This window comes from Streptomyces vulcanius (assembly GCF_042653945.1).
GTDB classification, from domain to species: Bacteria; Actinomycetota; Actinomycetes; order Streptomycetales; family Streptomycetaceae; genus Streptomyces; species Streptomyces mangrovi.
The window spans coordinates 1-15293 of sequence record NZ_JBHSFK010000021.1 but is presented as its reverse complement, the minus strand read 5'-3'; the positions used below and the strand labels follow the sequence as shown (position 1 = coordinate 15293).

Genomic DNA, 15293 nt, shown 5'->3' with positions numbered 1-15293 from the left:
GATCAGCGGCAACCTGCCTGGTGGGTCGCCTCGTCTGACACGTCCCCCCTCGCTCCATGGGCGCAGCTCGCTACGCAGGCTGTCGTAGACCGGTAGTGGGCGGCAGATGAAGCACGCGGGTTAGAATGCTTCAGATCTGTTCACAGGGGGGCCCGTGTCCGACATTCTCGTTGCGCAGCGGCATGAGCTACTGGTCAGGCAGCTGGAGGCATCCGACGGGCTGAAGGTCACCGAACTCGCCGCACGACTGGACGTCTCGCGCGCCACCATCCGGCGGGATCTGCTCGACCTGGAGGCCCAAGGGCGGGTGACCCGGGTCCGCGGGGGCGCCGTGCCGACGATGCCGCACCCCGCCGGGCAGCCGTCCGAGCCGAGGCCGGTGATCGCGCCGTCGGCCGCTCCCCGCTCCGACGCCAGGGCGACTTCGGCACATACGCTCGGGTTGCTGGTCCCGTCGGCACGCTACTACTACCCGCAGGTCGTTGCCGGTGTGCAGACGGTGGCCACCGAGCGCGGTGTCCGCGTCGTCATCGGCCTCAGCAGTTACACGTACCCGAATGACGTGCAGCAGATCGAGGAGCTGGCCGCGTCGGGCGCCACCGGGCTGCTGGTGGCCTCCGCCACGGGCCACACCATGCCTCAGGAGCCGTTCGAACGACTGCGGGCCGGCGGGCTGCCGTTCGTGTTGATGGAACGCCAGCCGTACGACCGCTACGCGCCGTGCGAATTCGTGGCAACCGATCACCGGCAGGGCGCGTTCGCGGCGGTCAGGCACTTCATGAGCCTGGGGCACGACCGAGTGGCGCTGTTCACCAACGGCAGCCCCACGGCGGCCCTGCTTCGCGAGGGGCACGAGGCGGCCGTGCGGCAGCTGGGCCTCGCCTCCGGCGCGCCGGTGCTGGACAGCGGGCGCCCCAGGCTCGACCCCGAGGAAGCCACCCGGCTCTACGACCGGTTCATCAAGGAGTGCCTGGCCGCCGGCACCCGGGCCGCGCTGGTGCACTCCGACCACGACGCGATCGAGCTGATGCGGCGGATGCGTTCCCACGGCCTGCGCACGCCGGAGGAGCTCGCGCTGATCGCCTACGACGACGAGATCGCCTCCCTGGCCGACGTGCCCCTGACCGCGGTGGCGCCGCCCAAGCACGAGCTCGGTGTGCAGGCCGCGCGGCTGCTCCTGGACCGTCTCGACGCGGCCGACCCGTCAGCCGTGCCCGTCCGCCAGCTGCTCATCCAGCCCCGTCTGATCGTCAGATCCTCCTGCGGAGCGGCTGCCCGGGCCTGACCCCCGCCCGCCACCGCACGGAAATGTCTCCTCCGTGATGCAACTTGACGCCTCTATTGACACTTGATGCCTGCAAGCGCAGCATTATGCAGAAATTTGATGCTCAGTGATTCAAAGATTGCCGTAATGATTCACTGAGTCATCGAGAGCCGCTGTGCCACCCCGAGTGCCCGACTGTCGCTTCAGTCATGGCTGATCCGGGATCAACCCGCCGTGCACGGATCCGCCTTGCCTGACCTGACATGGTCATGACGGCTGATCCTGTCGGTGGCATGTCCGCCAACTACCCGAGAGGGGTGCGGAAAGTGGAAATGGGACAGGAACGTGAGCAACGACCGGTAGGTGTGCGCCGCCGAACGTTACTGCTGGGCGCTGCGGCCGGTGCGGGCGCGCTCGCTCTGGGCACCGACGCCCTGGCGACCCGGGCGGAAGCGGCGCCGACCTTCATCAGGGGCGCGGATGTCAGTTGGCTGCCGCAGATGGAGGCGCAGGGCTACTACTGGAACAACAGCTCCGGTGTGCGGCAGGACCTGTTCACCATCCTCAAGGGGTACGGCGTCACCGCGGTCAGCCTGCGGACCTGGGTCAACCCGTCCAGCGATCCGGCCAACGGGCACTGCGGCATCGAGGAGACCGCGCGGCTGGCACAGCGGGCCAGAGACGCCGGCATGCAGGTCCTCATCGGATTCCACTTCGGCGACACGTGGAACTCGGTCGGTGTGCAGAACCCGCCGGCGGCCTGGACCGGCATGACCTACAGCCGGATGCTCGACGCCATGTACGACTACGTCTACCACTCGTGCAACGTCATCAAGTACTACGGTGTGACGCCGGCCTGGGTGAAGATCGGCAACGAGACCAACTCCGGGATCTGCAGGCCCATCGGCGGCGTCGGCCACCCGGATCAGATGACGGGCCTGCTGAACGCCGCGTACGACATGTCCAAACAGGTTTTCCCGAACACCCCGGTGCTGGTGCATCTGGCCCAGCCGCAGAACCTGACCAGCATCCAGAACTTCCTCAACGCCTACGGGGGCAACGGCGGGAAGTGGGACATCACCGGCCTGTCCTCGTACGCGCAGGGTGGCAACGTGCCCGGCGTGCTGGCCAACATGCAGACCATCCAGTCCAGTTACGGCAAACCGGTCATGCAGGTGGAGTACGGCGGTCCCGTGGGCAAGGCCACCCAGGTGCGCAACTCGCTGAGGGCGTTCACCACCGGGCTGCAGGGTTTCGGCGGCCTGGGCACCTTCTTCTGGGAGCCCGAGGGCTACCCGTCGTTCAACGGCTACAACAGCTCGGCCTGGGACGAGACCAGCCGGCGGCCCACGGCGGCCCTGGACGGTTTCCTCAATGTGTGACCGTACCGCGCGAGCGCGGCACTGACGCGCCCGCGCCCGCCCGAGCGACGCCAACGAATCCCGGAGTGAATGATGAGACGTGCCAAGTTGGCCGGACGTGCCCTGCTGGTTTCGACGGTGATGACAAGCCCCTTCGCGATCGTCGACAGTTCGGCGGCCGTGAGCAGTGCCGCGGCCGCGAACGTCTATTACGTCGCCCCGAACGGCAGCGACAGCGCCGCGGGAACGCAGGCCGCCCCCTGGGGCTCGATCGCCCATGCGCAGGACGTCGTCCAGCCGGGCGACACGGTGTACTTACGAGGCGGCGCGTACACCTATACCCACGGGATCAACAGCTGCAGGAGCCAGACGGACAGAGTCGACGCCATCGCCCTGAACAAGAGCGGCAGCTCGGGCAATCCGATCCGCTACTGGGCCTACCCGGGGGAAAAGCCGGTCTTCGCCTTCTCGGGCATGACGGACGACTGCCGGATCAAGGGATTCGACGTCACCGGCAGTTGGATCCATCTCAGGGGGTTGGAAGTCACCGGCGTGCCTCAGAACAACAACCTGAACCACGAGTCCTGGGGGATCTGGGTCTCGGGGAGCAACAACACCTTTGAGCGGATCAACACCCACCACCACATGGGACCGGGCCTGTTCATCCAGCGTGGAGGCGGCAACCTCGTCCTCAACACGGACTCGCACGACAACTACGACCTGTACTCCTCCGGCGGAGCCGGTGAAAACGCCGACGGCTTCGGCGCCCACATCTCGGCAGGCAATTCCGGGAACGTGTTCCGGGGCTGCCGCGCGTGGTGGAACTCCGACGACGGGTTCGACCTCATCAGCGCCTATTCGTCCGTGACCATCGAGAACTCCTGGGCGTGGCGGAACGGGTACATACCGGGAACAACCACGGGAGCCGGCAACGGAAACGGCTTCAAGGCCGGTGGCTACGGAGGCGACTACGACGCCGGCGCCGTCAAGCACACCGTCCGCACGTCGGTGGCCTTCGCGAACAAGGCAGCGGGCTTCTACGCCAACCACCACCCGATCGCCAACGACTACTTCAACAACACCAGCTACGGAAACCACCCCGACTTCAACATGCTGGGAGTCGATTCCAGCGGAGCCGCCGTCGGCCGGGGCAACCTGCGCAACAACATCGCCTACACCGGCACCCTGACGTCGAACATGACCGGCACCAGCGCCGCGAACAACTCCTGGAACCTGGGCATCACCCTGTCGGACAGCCAGTTCCAGAGCGTGTCGACGTCCGGCTGGGACGCGCCCCGCCAAGCCGACGGCAGCCTGCCCGTACTGCCCAACCTCCGCATCGCGCCAAACAGCACCATGATCGACAAAGGCGTCAACGTCGGTCTGCCCTACAGCGGACAGGCACCGGACCTCGGCGCCTTCGAAGCTCCCTGAGGGCTGCCGCCACAGGACCGTTCCGGGCCGCGACGCGGACGCACATCCCGCGCCCCACCGGTGGTGGCGTGTCGGAGCAAGCCGCCTGCTGCCTGCCCTTCCGGGCACTCGCGCGCGATACGACCGTCCGCGCCGCCACCGGTTCTGACCTTGTAGCGCGCCGCTCAACACCGCCCCGACCCGCAGGACTCTCGCGCCCGACCCCGCGGAGATCGACGGCGACGTATACGTGTCCCCCTGCTTCCTCGCCGGAACCACCTGGACCGGCGATCCGGCCCTGGCCCCGTCGCTCGCCCTGCGCCGGGACCTGATGCCGGTGGCGGGGCGGAACGTGTCGCGGAAGGCGCTGGGCGGGACGCCGAGCCGCGTTTTGAACAGCACGGCCAAGTTCGCCGATGTGCCGAAGCCGCAACTCGCAGTCCGCGCTCGGCGACCTGAACTCCGTACCGGGGGTCAAAGGCGTGCTTGTGATCCATACGAGCCCGCTCGGCACCAGGGACCCGGCCCGGCGCGGCCCCAGGACTCCGGGACACCGCCGATGGTCGGCCTGGCCTCGTGTGCCGAGCTCGCGAAGATGCCGGCCTACAGCGCATGCGCCTCCGGAGCCTCACGCAGGACGGTGTCGGTGGCGTCCGCGCCCGTGTCCTGAACCAAACACCTCAGATGGTGACCCGGGGAAGCGGGGTCCATGGCAAGGGCGCCGGCGGTTCCGGCCCCGGCTGGGCCTGCCGTCCTTGGCCCAGGCCGCGGTTGCGTAGCCCGGGACTCCGCTGGTGATCCTGCCGGTTGATGACATCCATCGGGTTGTCAAGCTCGCAGTCCGCGACGAGAGGACCGTCCTCGTCAGCCGTGATCAACGAGTGGCTGTGACCATCGCTCTTTCGTGTTCAGCTCTGCAGTCGCGCCCGACCCTTCTCTGCCACTGCGTAGCCGGGCACGGACGGCCATCGAACAGTCAGCACCACCGACTCTTCCTCCGCGAACCATGAGTGGTCGACTCCGCGCCCCCACACGATGTAATCACCCTGCTCTTCCAGAAGAACGGTCCGGCCGGGGAGTTCCACGCGGAAGCGGCCACTGATGAGAACCAGGAGAGCAGTGCGCTCCTCGCCCTTCACCCACTCCAGTCGCTCGTCGCCACGAGGGTGGACGCCCCATTTGATCTCTACAGCCTCACTGTGGCGCGGATCGCCAACATCCTTGAAGTGCCCAAGGAGCCATCCCCGGTCCAGTGCCGCATCCTTGGCCGCCTTGCCCACGTACACGCTGTCGCTCACGGGGTCAGACGCTAGCAACTGCTCCTCCGAACGCAATCAGCACTCCCCACCCACGCTCAGGTGGCGTTCAGGCGCGGGACGCTGATGCCGAGGGTGCGGTGCCGACGCACGTAGCCGACGCAACCACCCGCCCATCCGGTCAGCCGCACCTTCGACTGCTCGCCCCCCAACCCGGCCGGGCCGCGACCGCTCTCCAGATCGAGGCTTGGCCGTCCAGACAGCCCGACACGCCGCGCTGCTCCTTCCTCCTCCGCCCCGCGGCCCGCCCGTGCCCATGCCCACCCAGCCGTGGACCTGGGCGCCGGCCACTGGGTCGCCTGGGGAGGGCGTCACTGCGACGGGGCCGAACTCAGCCGGAGGAGAACGGCGGTGTTGGCACGGGGTAGGGAGACGGTGAGTTTCCCGTCGGCCGCGTGCCACTCCGCAGCCGCATCGGCGGTCGCGGGATGCAGCACCGTGGGATGAACGTGAGCGCCACGCAGGCGGGGGAGGGCGAGTGTGCAGCGGTCGTCGACGGGCTCGTTCCGCCCGTGACGGCTTTGGGCGGTCTCACCTCCGCCAACGTCGGGCTCCCGCCGCCACACCGTGAGGTACGTGGAGTCCTGCCCCCGCAGGCCATGGGCGATCCAGGTGTCCTCCCAAGCGGGAAGGCCCAGCGGCCAGAACGGGAGCGCGCCGCTGATCTCCGGCCGGATGTCCTTGTACGCGCGGATCGCCGAGCGGACGAGGTCGAACTGTTCGTCACTCATGAGGTTCAGGAAGCCGGAGAGGTGGACGCGGCCGAGCAGCGCGCCGGTGAGGGTGAAGGCGATCTCGTCGAGGCTCTGGTCCGGCTGGGGGTAGGCCCAGACGGCGGCCTGCTCAGGTGTGGCGGCGGTGGCGGCCGCGGCGGCGATGGGCGGGTAGCGCAGGGGGTCCTGCTGGTCGCTGGTGGACTGCAACTGCGCCACCGCAAGCTGCGCGTAGTCCATGCGCAGGCCGCCCGAGCCGCAGTTCTCCAGGACGAGGCCGGGGTGGCGGTCGAGGAGGGAGCTCATCCAGTCGAGGTGGGCGCGGTGGTGTCCGAGCAGGCCGGCGCCCGCGCTCTCGAGGCCGTTCTCCGTCCCGGGGCCGATGTTGATGTTGTAGTCGAGCTTCAGGTAGCCGACGCCCCACTCGCCGACGAGCCGGTCCACGACCTCGTCGAGGTGGGCGCGGGCCGCGGGGTGGCGCACGTCCAGGTGGTGGCGGCCGTGTTCGGTGACGCGCAGGCCGCCGCGCTGGAAGAACGCCTCGGGCGGCAGGCTGTGGGCCAGGGGGCTGCGTACGCCGACGACTTCGGGTTCCAGCCACAGGCCCGGGGTCATGCCGTGCCGTCTGATGGCGTCCAGAACCTCCTGTATGCCTCCGGGGAAGCGGTGGGGGGCGGGTTCCCACGCGCCGACGGCGTCCCACCAGCCCTGGGCGTCGTCGTCGTACCAGCCCGCGTCGATGACGAAGACCTCGGCGCCGGCCGCCCCGGCCGCCTCGATGAGGGGCATGAGCTTTTCGGTGGTGGGGTCACCCATGAGGGTGTTCATGTAGTCGTTGTAGATCACCGGGAGCGTGCGATGGTCCGGATGAACTCGGCGGATGCCACGGCGGTAGTCGGTGAGTTCACCGAAGGCGGCGTCCAGACCGCCCGCCTCGGTACGGACGAGGACGGCGGGAACGGTGGTGAATCCCTCGCCGGGCGCGAGGGTGTGGTGCCACTGGTGGTGGGCGTCGTCGGGGCCGAACAGGGCGACATAGGCGGCGCCTTCGCGTTCGCCGGTCTCGAAGCGCCAGCCCGCGCTGGACTCGATCTGCCACAGCCAGGTGCGGCCTTCCTGGTCGCTGAGGGCGGCGACGGGGAGGTGGCGGCCGGTGGACCAGCTGCCCTGCGAGTAGCGCTCGAAGCAGCCGCGCCCCTCGTGGCCGTGGGCGGACCTGCTCAGGGGAACGACCTGGTCGCGGAATGCGGCCTGGCGCCAGCGGCATTCGGCGAGCCAGTCGTTGTCCGCCCAGTGGAGGGTCAGGCCGTCGAGGTCGCCATCGGCGTCGGCGATGCCGCCCAGGGTCAGGGTGGTCACACTCTCCAGCCGGAGCGGCGCGCTGCCCTCGTTGGCCAGACGTACCTGCCCGCGCAGGAAACCGGCACCGGAGCTCGCCTCCAGGGTGACCTCGGCGGCCAGTCCGGTCACCGGGTCCGCCAGATGGATCGTCGTACGCTCCCGGCCTCTGCCTTGGACCGTCTCGTGGGCACGGTAGGTCAGGCGGTCGCCGATGGCCGTCTCGATGAAGCGTTCCCCGGACCACATGCGCCCGTGGCCGGTGGCGGTGACCTCGACGAGGGGGACCAGACCGGCCCACTCCTGGTCGGGTCTGCCCAGCCTGACGGAGCCGGCGGCGTCCACAAGGGCGTGCAGCCCGAGGTCCGGGTGCGACCAGATGCGGGTTCTCTCGGCGGTTCCGACGGCAGCGGTCAACATTTTTCCCCTTCCGGGATAGTTCGGTACTGCGGTGGCTCTCGTGGGCGCTGAACTGGGGATTCGCGATCCGCAGGAGAGGGGTGTGCCGCTTCGGCGGATGTACTCCAAAAGTAAATCCCCAGTTACGGTCTCTTGACGCCCACATTGTGACCGGTCACAATCCTCGCATGATTGTGACCGGTCACACAAGCTCCGGTGGCCATACCGACCCCCTTCAGGGGCAGCAGAAGGCCGCCAGCATCCGCGACGTCGCCCAGGCGGCGGGCGTCTCGTACCAGACCGTTTCGAGGGTCATCAACGGCCATCCGAACGTCAGGGAAGAGACGCGCAAGCGGGTCGAGACGGCCATCCACGCCCTGGGGTTCCGGCGCAACGCCACAGCGCTCGCGCTGGCCAGCGGCGTGACCCGGTCGGTCACGGTCCTCACGTCGAACACCGTTCTCTACGGTTACGCAGCCACCCTGCAGGGTCTGGAGGAGGCGGCCCGCGCCGCGGGCTACCCCCTCGGAGTGCGGGTGGTGACCCCCGAGGACGACCTGGACCGTACGATCGCCTCGGCCGCCGACACCGGTGGCGGACTCGTCGTCATCGGCTACGACCGTCTCGGCGCCGCCGCACTGGATCGTGTACCGGCACACGTGCCGTGCGCGGCGCTGGTGGAAGCACCGCCTCCCGGCCGGACACCCGACCGCCCTGCGGTATGGGCCGACGACCGCGAGGCGGCCCGTACGGCCACCGAACACCTGCTGGCGCTCGGGCACGAAAACGTGCACTATGTGGCGATCCCCGCCTCGACCGGAACCCGGCGGACGGCGGCACCCCGCGCCGAGGGCTGGCGTCAGGCCCTGCGAGCAGCCGGGGTGACCCCTCCCGCGCCTTCCGGCAAGGGCTGGGACGCCCAGGCCGGATACGAGGCCGGGAGGAAACTCGCCCGGAATCCGGATGTCACCGCGATCCTGTGCGGCAACGACGATCTGGCGCTGGGCGTCCTGCGGGCCCTGCACCACGCCGGCCGACGGGTCCCGGAGGACGTCAGCGTCATCGGCTTCGACGACGCCCCGCACTCCGAATTCGTCACCCCGTCCCTCACCACGGTCCGCATGGACTTCCACGGACTGGGGCGCGCGGCCTTCACCCTCCTGCGCTCGCAACTCGACACCGACCAGCAGGCACCTTTGCCCGTGCCGGCCGAACCCACCCTCGTCCTCCGAGAGAGCTCCGGGCCGCGAGCCGTATGAACCGGACCCGGCACTCGCCCTCTCCTCGCCCGTTAGCCGCCTTGCCCGCAGCTATCGCACATCTCCGCAGCACCGCCCCGCCCTGCCTCTCCGCACCATCAAGGATCTCGCCATGAGAAGAGCCGTCTCCGTCCTTGTCACTGCCTGCATCGTCGGGCTGACCGCCACCGCCTGCAGCGACACGAGCGGCAGCAGCACCGGCGCCGCACCCACCGGATCGGTCGACGCCACCGCCTCCCTCAAGGGCGTCAAGCTCACGATGTGGGTCGCCCAGAACAGCGTCTCGGAGCCCAAGCAGGCCATCGAGGCCTTCGAGAAGGCCACCGGTGCCACCGTCACCACCGAGGTCATCCCCGACCCCTACGAGTCGAACGTCCCGACCAAGCTCGCCTCGGGCGTCAAGCCGGACCTCATGTTCTGGCAGCCCACGGGCAGCACCCTGCCGTTCGTCCAGCCGGCGAAGAACCTGTTGCAGCTCGACAATGAGGACTGGGTCTCCAAGCTCGGCAAGACGGAGCAGGGCCTCGGACAGGTCGACGGCCACCGCTATGCCGCCATCGTCACCAGCCCCGCCGTCCTCGGCGTCTACTACAACAAGGACGTCTTCAAGAAGGCCGGCATCACCGAGATGCCCAGCAGCTATGACGACATGCTCGCCGACGCGGCGAAGATCAAGTCGAAGACGGGCGTGGCCCCCTTCTTCGAGGTCGGCGGCGACAAGTGGCCCCTGCAGTGGCAGGTCCAGGCCCAGATGACGGACCTGCCCCAGTCGTTCTGGGACGACCTCAACAAGAACAAGGAGTCCTGGACCAACAAGACCATCGTCGACGCCATCACCAAGTACAAGACGAAGATCCTCGACGGCGGCCTGGCGCAGAAGAACTACAAGACCGCCACCTTCGTGGACCAGGGCAAGGCGATCATGGACGGCACCGCCGCGATGGCCCTGAACGTCACCGCGCTCCAGTCCGAGATACAGGCCACCTCCAGCACCGAGGAGATGGACAAGAAGCTCGGCTGGTTCCCCATCGCCAACAGCGCCGCCAACGCCGAGTACTCCCCGGACCAGACCAACGGCGTCGTCGCCTTCAACACCGGCGACAGCAAGCGTCAGAACGCCGCCCGGCAGTTCATGTCCTTCTGGCTCGGTGCGGACTACCCCGCGTACATCAAGGCCAACAAGCTGGTGTCCGTGGAGCCGTCCGTGCCCAACCCCGACGGCCTGCCGCAGACCGCCATCGCCCAGTCCAAGGCGCTTTCCACGGCCACCGGAGTCTTCCAGGTCAACGCCCTGACCGCCCCGGACATGCACCTGGCGCTCGCCGACATGATCTACGGCAAGAAGACCCCGCAGCAGGTCGCCCAGGCCGCCGAGGACCAGTTCAAGCAGGTCCTCAAGGCGCGTGGTGTCTCCGGCTTCTGACCGGCGCTCGCCCCTTCGCTTGCCCCCTTCCCCGGGCCGCCCGTCGGCGGCGTGCCCGGGGCCCCGTACCGGAGGTTGAAAAGTGGCGGACACAGCCACCGCCGGCGTCACTGACGCCCCGCGCGCAAAGGAACCGGACCGGCCCGCGCGTCACGGCCGGCGCGAGCGCCCCCGTCGCAGGGCCAACCAGCCGTGGTGGTTCGCGGTTCCCGCGCTTGCCGTGTTCGGCGTGTTCTTCCTGCTGCCGAACCTGCTGAACTTCGTCTACCCGTTCACCGACTGGTCGGCGTTCCACTCGCAGATCGGCTTCGTGGGCCTGTCGAACTTCAACACCATTCTTCACGACGGGTCGATGGCCCGTGACATCCGCATCACCCTGGAGTACGCGGTCCTCGTGGCCGTCTTCCAGAACGGCTTCGGTCTCGCTCTCGCCCTGCTGCTCGAGCGCGACACCCGCTTCAACCGCTTCTTCCGTGCGGTCTTCTTCCTCCCCGTGTTGATCTCCGCACTGGCCGTCGGCTACATCTTCCGGGCCCTGCTCGCCCAGGACGGCGCCCTCAACAGCGCGCTGTCCTCCCTCGCCGGACACCACGTCGACACCCCCTGGCTCGGCTCGACGACCTGGACGCTGGTGGTGGTCACGCTCATTCACGGCTGGAAGTGGATGGGTCTGGCCATGCTGATCTACCTGGCGGGTCTGAAGAGTATGCCCGGTGACGTGCTGGAGGCCGCCCGCATCGACGGCGCCGGCGGCTGGCGCACGTTCTGGTCGATCAGGTTCCCGCTGCTGGCGCCTGCGGTGACGTTCAACGTCACCACTGCGCTGATCGGCTCCATGAACACCTTCGACATCGTTCAGGCCACCACTGCGGGCGGTCCCGGCAGTGAGACCGAGGTGTTCAACATCTACATGTTCCGCATCTTCGGCCAGGGGCTGTACGCGCAGGCATCGGCGATGAGCCTGGTGCTCTTCCTCATCGTCGTCGTCCTCGCCGTGCCCGTCATCGTCGGCCTGCGCCGCAGGGAGAACAACCAGTGACCACCGTCCCCGCGTTCGCCCCCGCGCACCGGCGTCCGCTGCGCTGGGTTCAGCCTGTCGCCGTCCTGCTCATCGCCGCCGTCACCATCGGCATCCCGCTGTGGCTGGTGGCGGTCACCTCCGTCAAGCCGCAGGCCGAGGCCATCAAGCCCAACCTCGCCCTGCCCCACCACGTCCAGGCCGCGGCCAACTACAAGCAGAGCTTCGACGAGGGCAAGGTCGTCCAGGGCTTCGTCAACAGCCTGCTGGTCGTCGCCCCGTCGGTCGTCCTCGTCCTGCTCCTCGGGGCCGGCGCCGCCTGGGTGTTCGCCCGCCGCAAGGGGCGCCTGGTCAACGCCATGTACGCGCTGAGCATCAGCGGACTGCTGCTCCCTCCTGCGGTGATCACCATCGTCATGGAGCTTCGCCAGCTGGGCCTGGCCGGCACCCGGCCCGGCATGATCGGCGTCTACGCCGGGATGTACCTGTCCACGTCGATCTTCTTTATGACCGGGTTCATCCGGGCACTCCCCGATGAGCTGGAGGAGGCCGCGCGCATGGACGGCGCCGGCCCGATGCGGGTCTTCCTGCGCATCATCCTGCCGCTGCTGCGGCCGGTCATCGCCACGGCGACGATCATGGTGATGCTCTTCGCCTGGAGCGACATCTTCTACTCGTTCTTCGTCCTCGGCGGCGGCGACAAGGCCACCCTGCCGCTGAACCTCTACCAGGTCGCCAACGCGCAGCTCTACCTCAACAACTGGCACCTGATCTTCGCCTACGTCGTGATGATGAGCCTGCCGATGGTCCTCGTCTTCGTCATCGCCCAGCGCCGCATCGTGTCCGGCATCACCAGCGGCGCCGTCAAGTAGCCCCGGGTAGTACCCACCCCCGCAAGAACCCACGAACCTCCCGCAACGGTGCGGGAGTTGGAGGACAGCCATGCCTCGAACACATCGCAGATCCGGTCGCTTCCGCAGCCTCGTGGGCGCGGGCGCCGTCACCGCCGCCCTGGTGGGCACGGCGCTGGCCATCCCCGCCGCGCAGGCCGCCACACCGCAGCTGACCGTCGACCTCGGCCAGACCACCGGCGCGGTGATGCACGGCGCCAACGGTGCCCTGTACGGGCTCAGCGACGACGGGGTCCCCGGCGACAACCTGGTCACGCCCCTGCACATGACGAGCATCGCCACGAAGGCGCCCGACGGCGCGCAGCACCCCAACGGTGACGCGCTGGTCGTCCAGCCCGCCTTCGCCCGCGGTGGCGGCGGCGACAACCTGATCTACATGCAGGACATCTACGCCAACTGGCCCTACGAGAACCTCGGACTGAGCGACTACCTGGCCAAGGTCGACACCATGGTCCGCAAGGTCGCCGCCCGGCCCGACGCGGACACGTTCGTGTGGGTGCCCTTCAACGAGCCGGACGGCAACTGGTACACCGGACTGGGCAGTTCCAACACGGCCACGTACGCGAACGCGCTGAGCAGTTTCGAAAGCGACTGGACCACCGTCTACAAGAAGATCCGGTCGATCATTCCGGAGGCCAGGATCGCCGGCCCCAACGAGACGCATTACGACGCCCGCCTCATGGGCGACTTCTATCCGTGGGCGAAGGCCAACAAGGTCCTGCCGGACATGACCACGTGGCACGAGCTGGACCCGGGCTCCCTGTCCCACTTCGAGGGCAACCTCAGCGCCTATCGGGCCATCGAGCGCAAGATCGGCATCAGCGCCCTGCCGGTCAACATCAACGAGTACGGCAACCGCCGCGACCTCTCGGTCCCGGGCCAGATGATCCAGTGGATGTCCATGTTCGAACGGAACAAGGTCTACGCCGACCAGGCGTACTGGGACATCGCCGGAAACCTGGACGGCAACGTCAGCCAGACCAACATCCCCAACGGCGACTGGTGGCTGCTGCGCTGGTACGCGGGCCTGACCGGCAAGACCGCCAAGGTGACCCCGCCGCAGTCGAACGTCATCGACACCCTGCAGGGCATCGCATCGCTGGACACCCATGCCAAGCAGGCCCAGGTGCTCCTCGGCGGCGGGACCTCCGGCTCGGCCGACACCGTCATCCAGCACATCCCGGCCTCCTTCGGCAGCAAGGTCAACGTCTCCGTGGAGCGCACCGCCTGGAGCGGCTACGAAGGAGCGGCCGCCGCGCCGAGCGTGCTTGCCCGCAAGAGCTACACCGTCGCCGCGGACGGCAGCGTCACCGTGCCGCTGACCGACCTCGACCCCATGTCGGCCTACCGCATCACCGTCAACCCGGCCGGCACCGGCTCGCCCACCGCGGCCGACGTCCCCTGGTCCGCGACGTACGAGGCGGAGAACGCCGCCCTCACCAGCGGCACGGTCTACACCCAGGGCACGGTGTCCAACCCCTACGGCTACGCCACCTCGGGCACCAAGGACGTCGGCAGCCTGAACCAGCCGGACAGCAAGGCCGCCTTCACGGTCGACGTCCCGAGCACCGGCACGTACGACCTCGACGTGTTCTACGGCAACCAGTCCGGCGGACCGGCGACCCAGACCCTGACCGTCGACGGCGGCTCGGCCCGGACGATCACCTATTCGCCGACCCTGAACTGGACCTACCGTTCCATCGCCGGCGCATCGGTGTCCCTGACAGCGGGCAAGCACACCCTCACCCTGGCCAAGGGGACCAACGAGGTCACCCTCGACAAGATCGACCTCACCAGGTCCTCCACCGCGGAGACCGTCTACCCGGCCACCTACGCCGACATCACCGGAAAGCCCGCCTACCACTACGACGACTCCGGCATCACCGGCGCGGGCGCCCTGCACCTGAAGACAGGCGACTCGGCCATCTTCGACGTCTACGCGCCGACCGACGGCTACTACACCGTCCACACGGACTACTCCTCCAAGGGGGGCGCCACCCTCACCCTGGACGGCGCCACCGCCGTCGCTCTGCCGTCCACGAGCGGCGATCCCGCCGACCGGAGCGCACGGCTGTACCTGTCCGCGGGCAACAACCGCATCACCGCCGCCACCTCCGGGTCCAATCTGGACCTGAGCGACCTGCGCGTCGCCGCCGCCGGTGACACCTCGGGCGTCACCGCCTACGAGGCCGAGAACGGCACCCTCGCCGGTACCGCCGTCGTCAGCTCGGACACCTGGGCCTCCGGCGGCAAGTACGTCGGCTACATCGGCAACGGCTCGGGCAACACGCTCACCGTCAAGGTCGATGCCCCCAAGGCCGGGCGGTACGTCATGAACGTCCGCTACGCCAACAACCAGGTATCCGGCTCCGGAAACTACAACACCAACGTCGTCTCCCGGGCAGCCCAGATCGCTGTCAACGGCACCGCGCAGACCGTCATGTTCCGCAACAACTACAGCTGGTCGACCTACTGGGACCTGCCCGTCCCGGTCACCCTCGCCGCCGGCACCAACACGATCACCTTCGCCAACTCCAGCGCGTACGCGCCCAACATCGACCGCGTCACCGTCGCGCCGCTCGTCGGCTGACGACCGACCCCGTCCGGGGCCCGGCCACTGGAGCCGGGCCCCGGCTGGAACCTCTGTCCCACGGGTTTCCTCTCTCCACCCCACTCAACGCTTCGAACGTTGCACGAAATGCCGAACGGAAGGGCGACCCGATGATGAACGCCGAGCACGGCGACCACACCCACTCCGACGCCTGCGTCGTCGGAGTCGATTACGGGACGTTGTCGGGGCGGGCGGTGGTGGTGCGTGTCGCCGATGGCGCCGAACTGGCCTCGGCGGAGCATTCCTACGCCCATGCGGTCCTGGACC

General features: G+C 68.5%; 10 protein-coding genes. 8 read left to right on the top strand and 2 right to left on the bottom strand.

What is annotated here, in order from left to right; translation table 11 throughout:
* Positions 1-154 precede the first annotated feature (154 nt).
* The 3 genes from ACFPIH_RS29180 to ACFPIH_RS29170 all read left to right on the top strand — a co-directional run bounded on the left by ACFPIH_RS29180 (position 155) and on the right by ACFPIH_RS29170 (position 4059).
* Positions 155-1285, top strand: a complete 1131-nt coding sequence (locus ACFPIH_RS29180; protein WP_381178891.1) for a substrate-binding domain-containing protein — start codon at positions 155-157, stop codon at positions 1283-1285.
* A 311-nt stretch (positions 1286-1596) separates the two neighbouring features.
* Positions 1597-2646, top strand: a complete 1050-nt coding sequence (locus tag ACFPIH_RS29175; RefSeq protein ID WP_381178894.1) for a glycosyl hydrolase 53 family protein — start codon at positions 1597-1599, stop codon at positions 2644-2646.
* Positions 2647-2718: 72 nt separating this feature from the next.
* Positions 2719-4059, top strand: coding sequence for a right-handed parallel beta-helix repeat-containing protein (locus ACFPIH_RS29170; protein ID WP_381178897.1), 1341 nt, complete (start codon positions 2719-2721; stop codon positions 4057-4059).
* Positions 4060-4946: 887 nt separating this feature from the next.
* Here ACFPIH_RS29170 and ACFPIH_RS29165 read toward each other — a convergent pair.
* Entirely contained in the window at positions 4947-5336 is a 390-nt protein-coding gene (locus ACFPIH_RS29165; RefSeq protein ID WP_381178900.1) for a cupin domain-containing protein, read from the bottom strand.
* A 329-nt stretch (positions 5337-5665) separates the two neighbouring features.
* The gene (locus tag ACFPIH_RS29160) at positions 5666-7825 is read right to left on the bottom strand and encodes an alpha-galactosidase (protein WP_381178903.1); all 2160 of its coding nucleotides are present in this window, start codon (positions 7823-7825) and stop codon (positions 5666-5668) included.
* Positions 7826-7992: 167 nt separating this feature from the next.
* Between ACFPIH_RS29160 and ACFPIH_RS29155 the strand changes: the two genes are divergently transcribed.
* The 5 genes from ACFPIH_RS29155 to ACFPIH_RS29135 all read left to right on the top strand — a co-directional run bounded on the left by ACFPIH_RS29155 (position 7993) and on the right by ACFPIH_RS29135 (position 15005).
* Positions 7993-9063 (top strand): LacI family DNA-binding transcriptional regulator, encoded by a 1071-nt coding sequence (locus ACFPIH_RS29155; RefSeq protein WP_381178906.1) that lies wholly within the window; start codon positions 7993-7995, stop codon positions 9061-9063.
* A gap of 112 nt (positions 9064-9175) precedes the next feature.
* A complete protein-coding gene (locus tag ACFPIH_RS29150; protein ID WP_381178909.1) occupies positions 9176-10486 on the top strand; it encodes an ABC transporter substrate-binding protein in 1311 nt (436 codons plus the stop codon).
* 82 nt (positions 10487-10568) lie between these two features.
* A complete protein-coding gene (locus ACFPIH_RS29145) occupies positions 10569-11525 on the top strand; it encodes a carbohydrate ABC transporter permease (RefSeq protein ID WP_381178912.1) in 957 nt (318 codons plus the stop codon).
* Positions 11522-12376, top strand: coding sequence for a carbohydrate ABC transporter permease (locus tag ACFPIH_RS29140; RefSeq protein WP_381178915.1), 855 nt, complete (start codon positions 11522-11524; stop codon positions 12374-12376). Before ACFPIH_RS29145 ends, ACFPIH_RS29140 begins: the two co-directional genes overlap by 4 nt.
* Before the next feature lie 70 nt (positions 12377-12446).
* Positions 12447-15005, top strand: a complete 2559-nt coding sequence (locus tag ACFPIH_RS29135; RefSeq protein ID WP_381178918.1) for a CBM35 domain-containing protein — start codon at positions 12447-12449, stop codon at positions 15003-15005.
* Positions 15006-15293 lie beyond the last annotated feature (288 nt).

Coding starts and splice junctions, on each gene's coding strand:
- ACFPIH_RS29175 (WP_381178894.1), top strand. CDS start 1,597: ATGGGACAGGAACGTGAGCAACGACCGGTAGGTGTGCGCCGCCGAACG.
- ACFPIH_RS29170 (WP_381178897.1), top strand. CDS start 2,719: ATGAGACGTGCCAAGTTGGCCGGACGTGCCCTGCTGGTTTCGACGGTG.
- ACFPIH_RS29160 (WP_381178903.1), bottom strand. CDS start 7,825: ATGTTGACCGCTGCCGTCGGAACCGCCGAGAGAACCCGCATCTGGTCG.
- ACFPIH_RS29155 (WP_381178906.1), top strand. CDS start 7,993: ATGATTGTGACCGGTCACACAAGCTCCGGTGGCCATACCGACCCCCTT.
- ACFPIH_RS29150 (WP_381178909.1), top strand. CDS start 9,176: ATGAGAAGAGCCGTCTCCGTCCTTGTCACTGCCTGCATCGTCGGGCTG.
- ACFPIH_RS29135 (WP_381178918.1), top strand. CDS start 12,447: ATGCCTCGAACACATCGCAGATCCGGTCGCTTCCGCAGCCTCGTGGGC.